The sequence below is a fragment of the Ferriphaselus amnicola genome, from assembly GCF_000974685.2.
In the GTDB taxonomy this organism is placed as follows: domain Bacteria; phylum Pseudomonadota; class Gammaproteobacteria; order Burkholderiales; family Gallionellaceae; genus Ferriphaselus; species Ferriphaselus amnicola.
In genome coordinates this window covers 1,676,962-1,694,006 of sequence record NZ_AP018738.1, presented here as the reverse complement: position 1 = coordinate 1,694,006, position 17,045 = coordinate 1,676,962, and the positions used below count along the sequence as shown (strand labels likewise).

14 protein-coding genes are annotated in these 17,045 nt (G+C 51.6%); 7 read left to right on the top strand and 7 right to left on the bottom strand.

The features are described 5' to 3' along the window. Positions 1-30: 30 nt before the first annotated feature. The 7 genes from OYT1_RS08475 to OYT1_RS08445 all read right to left on the bottom strand — a co-directional run bounded on the left by OYT1_RS08475 (position 31) and on the right by OYT1_RS08445 (position 7,303). Positions 31-1,032 carry a tyrosine-type recombinase/integrase gene (locus OYT1_RS08475; protein ID WP_408608787.1) on the bottom strand — a complete coding sequence of 334 codons (1,002 nt, stop codon included), beginning with the start codon at positions 1,030-1,032 and terminating at the stop codon, positions 31-33. After that, a complete protein-coding gene (locus tag OYT1_RS14095; protein ID WP_408608767.1) occupies positions 951-1,280 on the bottom strand; it encodes a helix-turn-helix domain-containing protein in 330 nt (109 codons plus the stop codon). Before OYT1_RS14095 ends, OYT1_RS08475 begins: the two co-directional genes overlap by 82 nt. A 4-nt stretch (positions 1,281-1,284) precedes the next feature. Next, the gene (locus tag OYT1_RS08465) at positions 1,285-2,199 is read right to left on the bottom strand and encodes a rolling circle replication-associated protein (RefSeq protein WP_062625948.1); all 915 of its coding nucleotides are present in this window, start codon (positions 2,197-2,199) and stop codon (positions 1,285-1,287) included. A gap of 141 nt (positions 2,200-2,340) precedes the next feature. Continuing rightward, complete coding sequence (locus OYT1_RS08460; protein WP_119283525.1) at positions 2,341-3,033, bottom strand: hypothetical protein; 693 nt, start codon at positions 3,031-3,033, stop codon at positions 2,341-2,343. Positions 3,034-3,095: 62 nt separating this feature from the next. After that, complete coding sequence (locus OYT1_RS08455; RefSeq protein WP_197714076.1) at positions 3,096-4,151, bottom strand: hypothetical protein; 1,056 nt, start codon at positions 4,149-4,151, stop codon at positions 3,096-3,098. Between the two features lie 345 nt (positions 4,152-4,496). After that, positions 4,497-5,240 carry a hypothetical protein gene (locus tag OYT1_RS08450; protein ID WP_062625945.1) on the bottom strand — a complete coding sequence of 248 codons (744 nt, stop codon included), beginning with the start codon at positions 5,238-5,240 and terminating at the stop codon, positions 4,497-4,499. 452 nt (positions 5,241-5,692) lie between these two features. Further along, entirely contained in the window at positions 5,693-7,303 is a 1,611-nt protein-coding gene (locus OYT1_RS08445; RefSeq protein ID WP_062625944.1) for a recombinase family protein, read from the bottom strand. 918 nt (positions 7,304-8,221) lie between these two features. Here OYT1_RS08445 and OYT1_RS08440 point away from each other — a divergent pair. The 7 genes from OYT1_RS08440 (at position 8,222) to OYT1_RS08415 (ending at position 17,038) form a co-directional block, all read left to right on the top strand. Continuing rightward, entirely contained in the window at positions 8,222-8,866 is a 645-nt protein-coding gene (locus OYT1_RS08440; protein WP_145983694.1) for a hypothetical protein, read from the top strand. Positions 8,867-8,870: 4 nt separating this feature from the next. Further along, positions 8,871-9,275 (top strand): hypothetical protein, encoded by a 405-nt coding sequence (locus OYT1_RS08435; RefSeq protein WP_062625941.1) that lies wholly within the window; start codon positions 8,871-8,873, stop codon positions 9,273-9,275. Between the two features lie 525 nt (positions 9,276-9,800). Further along, positions 9,801-10,013: a hypothetical protein gene (locus OYT1_RS13675; protein ID WP_084611927.1), complete on the top strand. Its 213-nt coding sequence runs from the start codon at positions 9,801-9,803 to the stop codon at positions 10,011-10,013. A gap of 74 nt (positions 10,014-10,087) precedes the next feature. Next, positions 10,088-10,438 carry a hypothetical protein gene (locus tag OYT1_RS13670; RefSeq protein WP_408608786.1) on the top strand — a complete coding sequence of 117 codons (351 nt, stop codon included), beginning with the start codon at positions 10,088-10,090 and terminating at the stop codon, positions 10,436-10,438. Then, on the top strand, positions 10,383-15,395 hold the full coding sequence (locus OYT1_RS08425; protein ID WP_119283523.1) for a beta strand repeat-containing protein: 5,013 nt from the start codon (positions 10,383-10,385) through the stop codon (positions 15,393-15,395). Before OYT1_RS13670 ends, OYT1_RS08425 begins: the two co-directional genes overlap by 56 nt. A gap of 29 nt (positions 15,396-15,424) precedes the next feature. Then, positions 15,425-16,213 (top strand): peptidylprolyl isomerase, encoded by a 789-nt coding sequence (locus OYT1_RS08420; RefSeq protein WP_062625937.1) that lies wholly within the window; start codon positions 15,425-15,427, stop codon positions 16,211-16,213. Between the two features lie 75 nt (positions 16,214-16,288). After that, positions 16,289-17,038 (top strand): SapC family protein, encoded by a 750-nt coding sequence (locus tag OYT1_RS08415; protein WP_062625936.1) that lies wholly within the window; start codon positions 16,289-16,291, stop codon positions 17,036-17,038. Positions 17,039-17,045 lie beyond the last annotated feature (7 nt).

Genomic DNA, 17,045 nt, shown 5'->3' with positions numbered 1-17,045 from the left:
TTCAAGGGGTTACAGAAATGTAGCCCCTTTTTATTTGTTGGCGCGTAGCTGAATCGTAGCCAAATCCCCCGAATCGTTACCCACTAGCTTTAAGCTGGACAGGCGATCCACATACTCGGTGAGGTGTTCGCTCGATAGGTGAGCATACTTTCTCACCATTTCCACGCACTCCCAACCGCCCAACTCTTGCAGAACGTGCAGCGGTGTTCCTGCTTGCACATGCCAGCTTGCCCACGTATGGCGCAGGTCGTGCCACCGGAAGTTCTCGATGCCCGCTGCAACCAATGCTTTCCGCCATGCCTTCGTGTTGACCTGCACAATCGGATTGCCGTGGTAGCTGAATACATGCGTTGCGTGATTGCCGATCTGTTCACGGATTACGATGACAGCGGCAGCACTCAACGGCACTGCAATAGCCTTTCTCGCCTTGGCCTGATCCGGGTGTATCCATGCCGTGCGTCGGGTAAGATCAATCTGTGACCATTGCAAGCCTGTGACGTTTGCACGCCGCAAGCCGGTTTCCAGAGAGAACTTCACCATCGGCACAAGATGTTTTGGCAAAACAGTTAGCAGCCTGTCAGCTTCATCGTGGGTAATCCAGCGCACCCGCCGCTTTGGCTCAGGTAGCATCCGAATGCGAGGGACACGATCCAGCCACTCCCATTCGTTACTTGCCTTGCGTAACACCGCCCGAATCACTTCATTGACGCGATTGACTGAACTGTTCTTCACATTCTCAGCCATGCGCGCAGCCATGATGCTATCCAGTAACTCGCGGTTGATTTCATCCAGCATCCGACCATTCAGAAAGCGATCCAGCCAGCGCAAATGGGTCTTGTCGCTACACTGTGACGCTTTGTGCGTAGTTTCCGCCAGATAACGGACAACCGCTTCATTCCAAGTATGGCGAGGCTTTACGCCCAACCGTGCTTGATCCCACATCGACGCTTTCAGCTTGTCGTGGTACTCCTCGGCTTTTGCTTTGTCGGCAGTGCCAGTGCTTTGCTGTATGCGTCGTCCATCGTGGGCGATGATTTTGATCCACCAATAGGGTGAATCTTTGCGTTGAAAGAGTGACATAGTTGAACCTCCGTATGTTCACCCTGCAACACCCGCCGCGCATATTGTGAGCGGATATGCTCCAACAGGTCAACCTCAACAAACACCCAGCACTTGCCAATCTTGGCACCGGGTATTTCACCCGCCCGTGCTTTAGTTTGCAACGTGACCGGATGGATTTTGAGTAGCACTGCGGCTTGTGGCACGGTGAGTGTGCTCATGGCATCACTTCCAAGAACACGCCCAGCCGCACAAGCTGTCATTTTTCCAGACGAAGCCGACCGATCCTGCGGCCTCTCGAAGCTGGTCTAGGGAAATGTCCTCTAAATTCATACCGGGTTGCGGAACAATGGAGACTGATTCCGCACACACGGGAATAGAGCGGGAGGCGCGGAAGCGGTGAGCATTCAGACTGCGTTGACCGGTGGCAAACGCTTTGACCAGATACTTGCCAAGGTAACGCACCAGAAAGAGCCGCTGATCCTTGCGCGAACCTTTAGGGGCGCTCACGTCGATATTGCCGTCCCCCACTACCTCACGCCAATGAGCGCGCAACAAATCGACATCCTGCCGCCCACGAACTGCCAAATGCCAATGCCATGCGCCACGCGCTTGCTGTTCTGCCACGGCGATATAAATCCAGTCAGGCAGGCTGACCTTTACCTTGCGCACGAAGCGGTTCAGATCATCGGCAGCGCGTTTGAAATCGGTGACATTCTCCCGATAGGTAAGGGTAAGCAGATGGTTAGCATTGGCAGACAGGATCAAATGCCGGAGGCGCGATTTTGCGCGACGAACGGCGCGGTCTTCATTTTTGGAACGCTCCGATGATTCACCACGAGCCGCTTTATTGGCAGGAACTTCACCCACGAACGACCAGCCGATCTCCGCCATGTTTTTGCCATAGTTGCGTAAGGTGATGCGGTAGCGTGCGTTGGAATATGTCCTCTTTTCAAGTCTAGGGGCGGCTGCGCCGCCCCCCCCGCCTGATTCACCGGCCTGCGCAGCTTGAACGGGCGCAGTTGCCACCTCGCTACCCTCACGACCGCCGCCCCGGCGCGCGCCAAGGCGCGCATCCCGGTCGTCGTTCGTAAGGGCAGCTCCGGCGGCTGGATTAAAACCTAGGGGATGCTGATTCATTTCGTACTCCTGTGTGGTTGAGGGAGTACGAATTAAATTGCAGGTATGTGGCCGGAAAAATGGCTCACGGACAGTTTAATTCTGGCTTGGCGCAAACCGGAATTAAACTATCTATATTTCAGCGTGTTGCAATCGTCCAAATTATGTGGGAGGGGAATTGTTTTTGCGCCTTCGTCCTCTCTTCTGCGATGGATCGCGTGGATCGACTTCACCTAGCCATGCGCAAACCGTCTCAAAGTCATAGCTTGATCCACCACCGAGATTTTGCACTTCCGGAGTATTTGCAACATCCTTGATCGTGCTCTTGGGGGCATCGCGCCATAAGGCTAGGGAAATTTGCTGACAAGCGTACTTACAGCGGTAGTAATCAAGATTCTTAGGCGGATGGGGCGGCTCAGGCTCGAATGTGTCGGATGACGTAGCGGCGGAGGTGGGAGCAAAGTTTTCTTGCCACTCGTACTCAATACCCCAGCCGGATGGGAACCAAAATTCAGGGAGCGGTACCTTATGGCGCTCGCACCACTCCTGCATAGCTTGGCGCTCAATGACTGCCCATTTGAGAAGCTTTCGATCAAACCGTTTGCCCCAATAGCAATCTGTTATCTCACGCAACCAGTAGTAAATATGAAGCTTTGCTTCTTCTGGATCGTCCCCATGATATTTCGAGTATTCAAGACTTACGCAGTCTAAGCGACCATGATGAATTTCCTCGGCTAGCAGGCGTAAATTGTCACGCACCGCCATTGGGATATTGAACCAATACCGATCTGGATCATAGCCAGCCCAGCGAAAGGCAATTTCCCAAGAGGTAAGAGCTTCAGAAAGTATGGGCATGGGCTTGTTAACGTGAAGATCAGGGGCGCGGCTTTATCGCGCAGCGTCCCCTAGAACGTAGGTTAGGATTGACCATGGGCGTGAGGCCGGTCATAGACTAGATACTTGTAATAAAATAGCGACTTGATTACATGATGCAGATTATGCATTTCGCGGAATGAGACGAGCAGCAAACGCATGAAATCAAGAAACGCAAGGTCCTTCCCCTGAGCTTTATCGAGACGGCCGCCATCTGGAAAATAAGTGATGATTTGTGTTGCCTGATCATACAGAACATTATTGTGAGCGACGGCGTTGCGCAGTCCAAGATTAAAAACATCTTGGGAGAGATTGTACCAACAATCGTCGAGGTACTTGAACTTGTCGGAAAGAGTCTTTTCGGATAACTTTTGCAAACTACTCAACGAGCCTCCATCAACAATCCTAAATGAGTTTGCGTCTCCTCTATGCAAGAGATTATTTATCCCGGCGAGCAGTACGAGTTGTCTGCCAATAATCTCCAGAATGTCTTTGTAGAGATCCTTAAAGCTAAAGAAATCGCTTGAAGAGACGCGGCCGGCGACAATTTCCGACTCATTTCCTTTGATGAGATCGAGAAATAGTGCGGGCCGCAATGGCAACTCAGCATCAAATATCTTTGGGTAGACTCTCAGGCAATCTCTCTGAAGGGTGTCCATGAATCCGGAACCGAATATCTCTTCAATAAACGAATTTAAGGACTCTCTGTTGAACCCGGACAATATCCTCGGCAATCCTTCCGAAATCTCCCTCCCGTGTTCATGCACAACAAATGGGAAGAAGGCCTTCGCTATGACCCGGTAAAGAGTAGCGTTCAGGTCTTGCGGAAGAAGAGATTGTTCTTGATCTTCCTCCAAGTATTCCGCCGCCCTTCGTTGGAAGAGTTGCTTATTCTTCCCATGGTATAGATTGATTATCCGCTTCAGATATTCAGCCTTTGGATAGAGTTGGTTCAGAGCATGCAACTTGGCAGCATGAAACTGTGATATCTCAAAAGCTTTCCTTCGGTCCCCGCCTGTCGCTTTCTCCACTTGTGCAAGCGAAGCAAACCATGGAGTTTCGCCCATCACATACTCGCCGTATTTGACTGGAAAATCCAAGTGAAGATCGACAAACGGATTGGCTCTGGTGAATGGGCCATGCGCTTGCTGCTTAGATGGTTTGCACCCCCCATAACTAAAATTGGAACGAGGGGCCTCAGAGATGTCTAATACGATTTCCAGTTGCGTATGACAATGTGGGCATGAAAATTGGATCGGTTGAATGAGCCGATTCGAATATCCGATCCTGCAGTCAGTATCTAGTTCACACGTATTACAGGTAATTGTCATGCACGTATTCATAAATACTCTACCTATTTGATGCGAAATCCTAACCGTTGGAGGTAAGGGGCGCGGAGCCGGCTTACCGGCGGAGCGTCCATCTTGACCGAAGGGTTAGGTGGTTTACCTTCGTGAGACATAGCGTACGAGCCTCTGAAACCAAGAGTCTTTTCCATTTTGTTGAGAAGTGCTTAGTGAAGTAGGACGTACAGCCTTCCCGTCTTCTTCGAGCTTCTTCCCAATTTGTCTAGTAAAACCTTGGAGATGCCAGTAAGCCTTTTTTGCTGCATTTAGATCATATGTAACGCCGCGCCTCAATTCCGCATGTAGATGAATTGCATTTCGCATACTGTAGACATCACATACAACGTCCTTGATCTCCTGGTTAATTAAGCCAATTTTCCTAGCGGTCTCAGCCTTGTCTTCAAACACGATTTTTCGTTCGTCAATCTGGCGCGTTTCGTTCTCGAATACTTGGATAGTGCCTTGGGGGGTGTATTGGCTTTGAATTTTGGCACGTAGGTTTGACGATATATTTATTGGCTTCTTATGTTCGTAATTTGTCAGGCTGATAACTTCAGGGGACGTGGCGTAGTCGTTCAATAGAATGTGATGAAGAACAGCCTCGTAAATTGAGGCATATAGCAGTATCTGAACTTTGCACTGGGCAACAAGCATGCCGTTGTTAACTTGCAGCCCCTCAAGCAACTTGTATATGTACCTAGCCGCTCTAAACTCGTCTTCTAAACGACTTTTCAGTGCTACATCTGAAATAAACCAGAAGTAACTTTTGTAGAAAGAATCATGAGGGAGATGTCTATCAACGTAGTCAGCGATTGTTTGTCGAGTTCTTTTTTTGAAAGCCATACGAATACAGGTTAAACCTAACGTTAAGGGACACCCGAAAGAATGCCGTGAAAGGTACCTTAGAGGTGTATATTATGGCATCGTCTGTGCAATGCCTTGATTTGTTGTCAGAAAAATTATGGCAACATCCTAATTTGTTCGATAAAAGCACCACAATCAAATGTGCATGGAGTATTGAGTGGATATGGTAGTAATAGTTTGTATGAAGTGCATTAGGCATGAATTAAATCACACACTAGATTTTGGCGGAATATGCCAAGTTATCTATGCAATTAGATATAGGGGATGAACAGGCCGCCCAATACTACTAGCACGTAGCTACATCGTAGCTGCTGCTGATAATTTTGGCGCTTTCTAGCGCTTTGCGTAGCTGGTTATGAAGTTGGCGGGTGTTGCAGGTGATTGATTAGTAATGATACTGTTCTGATGGGGTGTCCCTACGAACCAAGGGGTCAGGAGTTCGAATCTCTTCCGGCGCACCAATCATGCATGAATGTGGGCACTTGATTACTAGTGCCCATTTTCATTTGATGCAGTCCGTGGGCGAGGGCGGTGTAGCTTCCCTTGATGACAGCCTCGTCATCATTCACCAAGACCTCGTCCACTAGTAAGCTGATGTACGCCTTGGCAATCCCAGAATTCTTCGATAGCAACTGGTTCCGCAAGGCACGTCCGAACTGCTCGACCTGACTTGGTTTCAGGTATTCGATCTCTCGGGGTAATTCGCCAGAACATTTCTCCTCGGCGATCTGGATGGTCAGTGCTTCACGCGCCGTCTTGATGTTCTGCATCCGCTGATGAGTCAACTCGTCCAGTTCCACGATCCCTGACTCGATTGCTTCCAGCAGACGATGCTGCCGCTCGTCCTGAGCTTTAAGTTGACGTTCCAAATCAGAAACACGCGTGTGTCGAACATCCTTTCTGGCTTGGATACGCTGCCGCAGAGTCTCCATCATGCTCTGGATCCGATCTGGAGCGAGTATCCGATTTGCCAACTGCTCGATGACGATTTGATCGACCTTCTCCATTGGCAGGTTGCGGCTGTCGCACGCATGACCACCTTCGTTACGCTTGCGCGTGCATTTGTAATAGCGATACGTCCCGCTCTTGCCAGTAGCCAAGGTCATGGCGCGACCGCAACGACACTTGATTACACCCGCCAGCAAAAGTGGTGAGGCTAACGTTTTAGGTGGAATGGTCGCATTCTCCGGTGAGCGAGACTCACGCAACTTACGCACCTGCTCATATTGATTTGCATCCACGATGGCCGGAATCAGGGTTTTCACCCACTCCTCGGGTGGACGGTTGCAGTTGCTTCTCGAATCTCGGACATTGAAGTAATACTCCCCCATATATAAGGTATCCGACAGAATGGTGCTCACCTTCTGCACATTCCAAGGTCTACCCCGCATCAGGAGGCCGGATTTCGTCAGGTGGATTGCGATTTCCTTAAACCCCATCCCGAGGCTACTCAGATACAGACGATAGATCTGCCGCGCCACATTTGCCTCATCCGCATGGATTGCGAGCTTCTTCTTTTTGCGCCCGCGTGCGCCGGAGACATCTGTAGACACCGCCACATAACCAAACGGCGCGCGACTGCCGTTGAAATATCCCTGACGGGCATTCTCTTTCATCGCTCGGGAAGTGTGTTTTGATGTTTCCTGCGACTGGTAGCCATCAAACATGCGGATGATATTGCGCACCAACTCACCGTTGGAATCCTCGGTCGTCGGTTGCGTGATCGAGAACAGTTTTACGCCGTTGCGCTTGAGCATACGCTCGCGCACACCGGCCTCAATGCCGTCACGGAAGAACCGCGAGTGCGAATGCACGATGATGGCTTCAAACATCGGTGGTTTTGCCAAGGCATCAGACATCATTTTCTGAAAGATGGGGCGCTTGTCGTCCGTCGCGCTCGCTCCAGGCTCAACATATTTGGCAACGACTATATGGCCATTCTGCTTAGCCCAATCTTGCATCTGTCTGAGCTGGTCAGGAATCGACAAATCGTTCTCGGCTTGCCGGACAGTTGAGACTCGGGCATAAAGTGCTATCAGCATAAGACCTCCTTCTGACTCATTTGACTCATGGCTGCCGCGATACGGCTATCGGGCATGATGTGATCCATCTCAGCCGTCAATTCGCTGAATATAGATAACAGGAACTCGATCTCAGCGTCAGCTGGCAAGCTTGCGACTGAATTGAATCGAATCGTAATAGGGCACTCAGTTGTCCCGGGTGCTGGCGGGATGCTGCATGTCGGTGTTGGCATAGGCCACGTCTCCCCGAACACCTGATTGACTGAACAATCAGGTGATAAGAAGAGAGTGGTCGGCTGTAGCTTTCGGACTTTGTCGTCGCGAGCCTTTCGCACTTCCCCTGCGAGGGGCGATACTTGACCCGTTTCCAAGTAACCCGCCCTCTCAGAAAGCCAGTCACTACCGTTAAGCTGCCCAATAAACGGGCGCACAAGGCATGTCTACAAATGCAGACATCCGACGGTTGACCAGTGCGAATCCGTCGGAGCCTTTAGTTCGCACGTTGATAATTTAATGTTGTCCATATTTTATAGCAAGCAATTTGTGAGGTATCTAACTGTATTAATTGATTTCTGAGTTGGATCGCGAAACTACTCCCCCGTGAGTGCGTCAGACATATCAAAGCAGGACAGGGGGTGGGGCTGCAACCCTCCCTCTGCCTTGCACTTAAAATGCCAATCCAAAAAATTGCTTGCTAGAAAACTCTAAGTCATTACGATATAGGTACAAAGACGCCCCGGTTCGCCGCCGTGGGAGGCCACTTTTTGTGGCCATTAGTATAATCTGCATGCCGATAGAGACAGGAATGCAGTTGTAAATGGCTCTCCTTAGTTAAGCCAACCCCACCCGTAAAACCGGTGGAACACGTCCAAAGGAGAGTACCGAATGTATTATCACTTATCGCCATACGCAAAACGTCTTCGGATAGAAGAGCTGATTTTGAGCCACTGTCTGAGTGTGGGCTTCACGACCGAGAAGATCGCCTCGATGCTGATTCCATCCAGCCGAGCCGATTATTGTTCCCGGCTAGCCAAACGCGGGCTATTGCGACTCACTAAGGAGTATGAAGATCGCCCCGCTTTCTACCTGCTGACACGCGACGGGTATGAGCTGGCCCAGAACTGGGCCAAGCGCCCGCTGAGGCACATATCTGAGGCTCGCAAGATTACCCGAGCCCACTTTGCGCATGAACATTTCATCGCTGAGATTGCGGCGTATCAGATTTCGCAGGGTGAGATCGATGACGTCATTATTCCCCGCATGGTCGAGCCGTTTATCACCGAGAGCTACTGCAAGTACAAGAGGTTTGATGCGATATTACTCGTACATCAAACTCCATTGACCGAGGGCAAGGTCATCGGCGTTGAATACGAGAATGGCGACTGGAAAACGGGCCAAGACCTGATCAATTTTGTCGACAAGCTCAAGTTGAGTCTGCTAAACCAAGCAGTTACCCACGTTGAGGTGTACACCAACGGAGTTGCCAAGCGGAATTACTACATGCGAGAGATCGAGAGGCGTTTCCATCCGAGCGCGCTTGAGCGGACGGTAGTGCTGGCCAAAGAACAACTGACGCTGGAGTAATCGCATGACTCATCAGATAGGCAAGTGTGTTGAGAAGATTTCGGCCCGACTTAGTCCAGAGGATGGAGCTAAGTTCAATGCAATCATGACGTTTCACGGCTGTAACCAAAGGGAGGTGGTTCAGCTATTGCTGAATCGCTACGGGTTGGATGAGACACCCGAGGAACCGATGCCTACGAGCCCGTCGCCATTCGACGAGATCGCCAAGCTGATTGAAAGCCGCGACCGAAAAATTCTCGATGAGATTCGGAAGATACGAGAGGCCGTCGCCGCAACTCAGACCAGCGTCGATAGTCAAGATTCGTATTTGGCGATTTTCGCTCAGTTATCCAGCGTAATCACAGGCATTATCGTGGTTTACCTGTACAGCGGCCCCATGATTAAGTGGATTTTTGGTCTGGTCCGGTAGTAGACAGGTTGTCGACAGCGTGTCGACAACCTGTCTACTTTGAAAAGCATTTGAAACGGGGCATCAGAAGCCGCCCCAGCAAACTTTCATTGGGAAGTCACCCATTTTGCAGCTGGACGCTTGCAAAATCATGGGCTTGCGGGCTGGACGCCCACACTTCACAACTCCAGCTTGCGCCGCCCCCGCTGCGCGGGTAAATCACTTTACCACCGTGTCGGCCTCGCTTCCGCGATTCCTCCACTCTCCGCTGGACGCTCCGTGTCAAACTGATTTACCCGCGTACCGGGGCGGGGGCTTTGCCCCCACGTCCTGACGTTCGCTTGGGCTCACTGCCTCACTGTCGTTCGCCCACGGACGCGGCTCCCCCAGCATCATCCAGCGCACCGTGGGCGGTGCTCGTCTGATGGGCTTCGACCTGAACGGTCCGCGCCCCGAGCAGCATCCTTGAGGATGCGTCGGCTCCCCAAGGCTGATGGAATCAGAACCTCACTCATTGCTCACGAAATATCTCAGCACCAAAATTGAATGCTAAGTGCTCATTATGAGTTCGGGAGCAGCTATAGCGTGTTCGGATTCCCGCAACTTTGGAAGTTTTCTGTAGAAAGCTGGGTTGGCTACACCGTACACCCTGCCAACCCCAGCATCAGCTTGACTATGTTCCGCCAGTTTGCCCTGTCCTTGAACGGCAGCAAACCATCCACCCAAGCGCCAGTCAGGCTATCCGCTGGTGCGGCCTAGAAAAATGTCACGCCAACATCCCCAGCTTCATTCATATCTCGGACGGCAAGCTGCACGAGGTGAATGTGCTCGACATGCTGATTCCAGAGCCGGGGGCATTTTATGTGATGGATCGCGGGTTTCTGGATTTTGAGTGGCTGTACGCCGTGCACCAGGCAGGCAGCTTCTTCGTGATTCGCGCCCAGTCGAACATGAAGTTCGAGCGACGCTACTCTCGTCCTGCCGGCAGAGCGGCGGGCATCATCTGCGATCAGATTGGCAGGTTGACCGGAACCCTTTCCTCGCAACATTACCCCCATACTCTGCGGCGCATCCGAATCAAGGTCTATATCCTTTGGTATATATTCCTTGCATTATATTTTGCATATAATGCGGCGAAAAAATTTCATTATGATTCATTTAGGGTATCACATGCGCCAGCGTAAAACCGAATTTCGTCGCAATGTTCTCGCAGTCACCTTAGCTGCCTCCTTTGCCACCCTCACTCCGCTGGCGCATGCGCTCCCTCAAGGGGGCGTGGTTGCAGCTGGGCAAGCAACGATGGGCACGGCGGGCACGGCGTTGACCGTTACCCAGACAACGGCCTCGGCAACCTACAACTGGCAGAGCTTCAATATCGGAAAAGCGGAGTCGGTGCATTTCCAGCAGCCGTCGGCGACTTCGGTGGCTTTGAACTATGTGCTTGGCAACACCAATTCCATCATCGATGGCAGATTGAGCTCAAACGGGCAATTGTTCCTGTCCAATCCCAACGGCATTCTGTTCGGTTCAACGGCGCAGGTGAATGTGGCTGGACTGACGCTCAATGCGGGTACGAGCCAGATCAGCAATGCAGGAACGATCAATGTAAACGGCGGCACACTGATCGCCAATGCAGGCATCATCAATAACACAGGCATTATTGAAGCTTCGAGTGTTACCAAAATAGGAGGCAAGGTTGTACTAACTGCCAATACTGCAGTGATCAACACTGGCGGCGTCCGCGCTAATGGTGTGACTGGTGGTAGTGTGCTTTTGAGTGCGGGTACCAGTGTGCTGCAAATGGGCAACATCCTAGCAAGCGGAAATATTGGTTCGGGCGGTGGGATTACCTTGAGTTCCGTTAATCGAATTATTCAGACAAGTAATGCACTTTCCCAAGCAAATGGAGTAACGAGTGGCGGAGCTATTAGCTATCGCAGCAATACTGCAACGGCGGAAGGTGGGTTATTGCTTTCCGGCACCATGAGTGCCAACGGCAATACGTCGGGTGGGAGTGTGGTTCTGACGGGAGCGAACGTGGAACTTTTAGCTGCCAAACTTACTGCCACAGGGATCGCTGCAGGTGGGACTATCAGCATCGGGGGGGGATTCCAAGGAAAAAATATTGCTATTGCCAATGCTCAGAAATCGAGTGTGAACGCAGCGACAACAATAAATGCCAGCGGCACCCAAGGTAATGGAGGCAATGTCGTTATCTGGTCGAATCAGCAGACCACTTTCTCAGGAAATATCAATGCTACTGGAGGTATTCAGGCTACTCGTGGAGGTCAAGTTGAGGTTTCTGGAAAGCAATTAGGGTTTAACGGCAGAATCAATACAGTGACTGCTAATGGTATCAGTGGCAGTCTGCTACTCGATCCGGTAAATATCACAATTCAAAGTATCACTGGTCCAAAAGTGCCGTTGGTCGTAATAAATAAGGCAGGAAGTTTGACTCAACTTCCTAATGGAAATTTGGTTATAAGCAATCCTGGTGATATGACTGTGGCACCTAGTGCTGGAGCTGTATGGCTATTAAATGGGAAAAATGGAGCACTAATTTCAACGCTTACTGGCACAAGGGCAAATGATTTGGTAGGCAGTGATGGAGTTACTGTACTGCCCAGCGGAAATTTTCTTGTTAACTCTACAAATTGGAGTAACGGTGCTCAGCTTGCGGCTGGGGCAGTTACTTGGGCTAGTGGGGTGTCTGGTCTAAATGGTGTGGTGTCTTCTGCCAATAGTTTGGTTGGAAGTCGAAGTTTAGATCGAGTCGGTTTCGCTGGCATTACTGTACTAAGTAATGGTGGGTACGTTGTAAATACATATAGTTGGAATAATAATGCCGGCGCTGTTACATGGGGGAGTGGAGTAACTGGGGTGCGCGGTATTGTATCTGCGGCGAATAGCTTAATTGGCGGTACATCCGACAATATATTGACAAATACCGTCGGCGATCAGGTCGGGGCTTCAGGTGTGGTTCAACTCCTAAATGGGAACTATTTGATAAGGTCTTACCTTTGGGGGGGGGGGCGTGGAGCGGTAACTTGGGCTAACGCAGCTCTGGGGGTGAAGGGGGTGGTGTCTGGAATTAATAGCCTAGTTGGTGCGGTTGCTGGGGATTGGGTTGGTGGTGATACGAATGTCGGAGTGCAGGATGTTCTGGAGGTTGGGACGGATCATTATCTGATTGTGTCGCCTAGGTGGGGAGGCAATAAAGGGGCTGTTACATGGGGGAGCTGTCTTTCTGGGGTTGTTGGGGTGGTAGGTGTTGCAAATAGCTTGACGGGTAGTGTGGCTGGGGTTTGGGGGAGAGGAGATGCCATCGGTTCTGGCGGAGTAACTTTGCTGGCTAATCATGGGAACTATCTGATTTCGTCGCCTTGGTGGGGAGGTGGCAAGGGCGCTGTGACTTGGGGAAATGGATTAACGGGTACGGTCGGCGCAGTATCTGCCTTGAATAGTCTTGTTGGTAGTGTGGTAACTGATGGGGTCGGTGCTAAATCAGTTTCAGTTTTAGCTAATGGAAATTACGTAATTGCAACTCCGAACTGGGGAACTGGCAAGGGTGCTGTGACTTGGGGGAATGGTGCGGCCGGTGTGAGTGGAGCTATTTCCTCTATTAATAGTTTAGTTGGCGCAGGTGTTGGTTTGCCAACTGTATCGCCAGTTACTGGGTTAATGACAAATACGGGGGGGGATCTTATTGGAAGTGGCGGAATCACTGCCCTGACAAATGGTAATTTTGTTGTGAGCTCACCCAATTGGTCGAGTGGGAAAGGCGCATCAACATTTGGTAACGGATTAACAGGGGTGGTTGGTTTTGTTTCAGCCACTAACAGCCTCGTGGGAACGAAGGCTGGTGATGGGGTTGGATCGACGTTTGCCCTGACAAATGGAAACTATGTCACCGCCACCCCCCTTTGGGATAACGGCGCGATTGTTGATGCCGGTTCTGTAACATGGGGAAACGGACTGACGGGTACCGTCGGGCAGGTGACATCGGTAAATAGTTATGTTGGTGGAACGGTTGGAGACCAAGTTGGTGGGCTTGGTATAACGCCGCTAGCAAATGGAAGTTATGTGGTTCGTTCAGCCTTTGGCGCTAAAGGTGCAATTACTTGGGGTAGTGGGGGCGGAGGATCTTCCGGGTTGGTTTCATCTCAAAATAGTTTAGTCGGGTCAGTTGTAGGAGACGCGCTAGGAAATGATAAGGTCGGAACTGGCGTACAAGCTCTAACTAATGGAAATTATGTAGTAGCGTCTGCGTATTGGGGGGGGGGTAAAGGTGCTGTTACTTGGGGTAATGGACTTGGAGGAACGGTTGGAACAGTTACGCCATTGAATAGCCTTATTGGTAGTTTGGTAACCGATAATGTCGGAGGGCAGTTTGGTAGTCTGATGACTAGCGGGGGGGTAACGGCTCTTCCCAATGGGAATTATCTTGTTGTCTCTTATGACTGGGCGGGCAGGAAGGGGGCGGTTACATGGGGAAATGGCAGTGTGGGTACAAAAGGAGTGATTTCCTCTCTCAATAGCCTAGTAGGGAGTGTGGCTGGTGATCTTGTCGGTGGGTATGGAACTTGGGTGCTAAAAAATGGCGACTATCTTATTGTGTCGTCGTCTTGGAATAATTGGGCTGGAGCTGCGACAAGGGGAAGTGCTTTGTCAGGTGTGCGTGGAGTAATTTCGGGCACAAATAGTTTGATAGGGAATATCGGGGGATTTGGGATAGGCGATAACGTCGGATTCGGAGGCGGTATTGTAGAGCAGTCCAATGGGAGCATCATTGTGCCCACTACGCGAGGAAGCGTGTGGAGTCAGGGCGCATCCGGACTAACTGGGACAGTGTCGAACTTCTCTCCAGTTGCAGGAACCCTGACCCAGCTTTCGGGCAATCGAATCGCATTTGTGGATATTGGAACGAAGACAACCAAAATTTTTGATACGACCATTATCTCCCCATTGCAGGCATTGCCAACCAGTTCGGTGGGGTTTGCTGCGACATTAGGCCAGGCAGGATTGATTACCCCTCAGTCAATAGTTGCGATAACAAATGCTGGTACGGCGGTGACATTGCAAGCGAGCAATGACATCGTTGTAAATAGCCCAATTGTGACCGTGCCAAATGTCGGAATAATGAAAGGAGGGGCGATTACTCTCCAAGCGGGTCGCAATGTGCTCATCAATGCCAGCATTACAACAGCAAATGGTGCGCTTACGTTAATTGCTAATGACACTGTGGCTAGTGGTGTTGTTTCGGCAAGCAGATTGGTAGGTGGTGCAGTGATAAGGCAGGCGACCACTTCGACGATAAATGTTGGTACGGGTATTCTTACTTTTGATCTTCGAAATGGCGGTGCTGGAGCTTGGGTTACATTGGGTAATATAGTGGCGGGAGGTTTGAATGTTACCTCTAGGGCTGGAGCGATCACCCAAGCTGTTGCTACTAAAGTTGCTGTGGCTGGTGCCACGACTCTGACGGCCAACAGCGGAGCGGTAGCCCCAGCGGTTCCAGTCCGCTATGCCATCACGCTGGCGAATGCGGGTAACAATTTCGTCGGAGCGGTCACGACCAACGGCTTGGGCGTGAGCCTGCTGGACAGCGTAGGCGGCATCATCCTTGGCAATACCAACGCCACTGGCGCACTCGCAGTCACGTCTCGTGGTGGCGCGATCACCCAAGCAGCGGCCACAAAGGCTGTGGTGACTGGTGCGACTACCCTGACCGCTAACAACGGAACGGTAGCCCCTGCGGTACCTGTGCGCTATGGCATCACCCTAGCCAACGCAACCAATAATTTTGGTGGTCTTGTCACTGCCAACGGCTTGACGGTGACGCTGGCTGACCTGAATGCCCTCAACGCGAGCGTCAATGCGACGGGAGCTACCTCGCTGAGTGCGGCTGGGGCCTTGAATGTTGCAGGGAGGATGAACACCACCCTAGCCACCAAGACGACTGGCGCACTTTCCACCACCACCTTCGGAGCAACCACGGTCGGTACGAGCCTTGCAGTTACCAGCACCGGTGCAGTCAAGAAGCTCACGCCTGCTACCGCAATGACTGTTGCCGCTGTAGCCACCACCGTCGCCAACCCCAAGGTCACCGTGAACGGTGTGGTCGGTGCTTTAATTCCTTAACAAGACGCGATGTATAGAACGTGAATGCTATGCAACATCCACCTCTCAAACTAGCCACGCTGACTTTGCTTGCCGCCCTGTTCACGACACCCGCCCTAGCGGGCGAAGCTGTTGTAGCAACGGTCAACAAGGAGACGCTGACTCACGCACAACTGAACCTGCTGGTTAAGTCTTTTGAGGCCCAAGGCGCTAAAGACAGTGATGAACTGCGTAAGCAACTGACCGTTGAACTCGTCGCTCGTGAAGCCGTGGCGCAAGAAGCCGTCAAACTCGGCTTGGACCAGTCTGCCGATGTCGTGGCCGCACTCGCCAATAGTCGCCGTGACTTGTTGGTCAACGCTTTCCAAGCTGACTACATTGCCAAGCATCCCGTCGCTGATGCCGACATTCAAGCCCTCTATGAACAGCAAAAAATCGAAGCCGGTGACAAGGAGTATCGTGTCCGTCACATTCTGGTCAAGACTGAAGACGAAGCCAAGGCTGCCTTGGCAACACTCAAGAAGAGCGGCAAGTTTGAAGCCCTCGCGCGCGAGAAATCCATCGACTCTGCCAGCCGTGCGGCCGGAGGGGATATTGGTTGGCAAGTTCCTATGGTATTAGTGCCCAGCGTTCGAGACGTGATCAAAGCCCTGCCCAAAGGGCAACTCTCCGAACCCGTCCAGTCGCCGTTCGGCTGGCATATCCTCAAAGTCGAGGAAGTCCGCGCCTTTGAATTTCCTGCCATGGACAAGGTCAAGGACACCTTACAGAAGCAACTGCAAACCCAAGCCGTGCTACGCGCTATCGAAGTGATACGCAGCAAAGCCGAGGTTAAGTAAACTCACGTCGTGCGCCTCCGTGCGCACGACGTTTCTTCATAGATAAATCTGCCTACGCACCTACCGGAGTGACTTGTGAGTAACACCCTACAGTTCTACCAAACCATCGTTCCCATCGACCGAAATCTGCACAAATCTTGGACGCTGCGCGCCACGGCCGATGCCGGCTTCACCCGCAACGCCCATGCCGTACTTTTGCTGGGCTCCGAGTTCGTCGAAGCTTCCCGAGAGTATCCCATTGTGTTCGTGCGTAACGGTGATCAAGTGATGCCTGTCGCCATGCTCGGCTTGCGCGAAGGCGAGAACCTGTTCGTGAACGAACATGGGCAGTGGCAAGCCCGCTATGTTCCGGCCTATGTCCGCCGCTATCCCTTCACCTTTGCCGAAGTTCCAGGTGGTCAACTACTGCTCTCACTCGACACAAGTTATGCGGGTCTGGATCAGGAAGGTAAGGCCGGGCAAGCCCTGTTTGATCAGGAGGGCAAAGAGACCGACTTCCTCAAGAATATGCTGGCCTTTGCCCAAGGCTTCCAAGATGACTATCAGCGTACACGCCTAGTGTGTGCCGAGATCGATAAACTTGGCCTGTTCAAGGATATGAACATGCAGGCCACCTTGGCGAATGGCGGCAGTTTCAACATGGGTGGCTTCCTAGTCGTGGATGAGCAGAAACTACTGCAACTGGATGACGCCACGATCACCAATCTGTTCAAGAGTGGCTTGTTAGGCACCTTGTATGCCCACCTCATCTCATTGGGCAATGCCAACCAACTCGTGGCGCGCTTGGCAGAGCGTGACGTGGTGGCACCTGCAACTACGCATTAAGCTCCGT

Coding starts and splice junctions, on each gene's coding strand:
- OYT1_RS14095 (WP_408608767.1), bottom strand. CDS start 1,280: ATGAGCACACTCACCGTGCCACAAGCCGCAGTGCTACTCAAAATCCAT.
- OYT1_RS08465 (WP_062625948.1), bottom strand. CDS start 2,199: ATGAATCAGCATCCCCTAGGTTTTAATCCAGCCGCCGGAGCTGCCCTT.
- OYT1_RS08460 (WP_119283525.1), bottom strand. CDS start 3,033: ATGCCCATACTTTCTGAAGCTCTTACCTCTTGGGAAATTGCCTTTCGC.
- OYT1_RS08450 (WP_062625945.1), bottom strand. CDS start 5,240: ATGGCTTTCAAAAAAAGAACTCGACAAACAATCGCTGACTACGTTGAT.
- OYT1_RS08445 (WP_062625944.1), bottom strand. CDS start 7,303: ATGCTGATAGCACTTTATGCCCGAGTCTCAACTGTCCGGCAAGCCGAG.
- OYT1_RS08435 (WP_062625941.1), top strand. CDS start 8,871: ATGACTCATCAGATAGGCAAGTGTGTTGAGAAGATTTCGGCCCGACTT.
- OYT1_RS13675 (WP_084611927.1), top strand. CDS start 9,801: ATGCTAAGTGCTCATTATGAGTTCGGGAGCAGCTATAGCGTGTTCGGA.
- OYT1_RS13670 (WP_408608786.1), top strand. CDS start 10,088: ATGCTGATTCCAGAGCCGGGGGCATTTTATGTGATGGATCGCGGGTTT.
- OYT1_RS08425 (WP_119283523.1), top strand. CDS start 10,383: ATGCGGCGAAAAAATTTCATTATGATTCATTTAGGGTATCACATGCGC.
- OYT1_RS08420 (WP_062625937.1), top strand. CDS start 15,425: ATGCAACATCCACCTCTCAAACTAGCCACGCTGACTTTGCTTGCCGCC.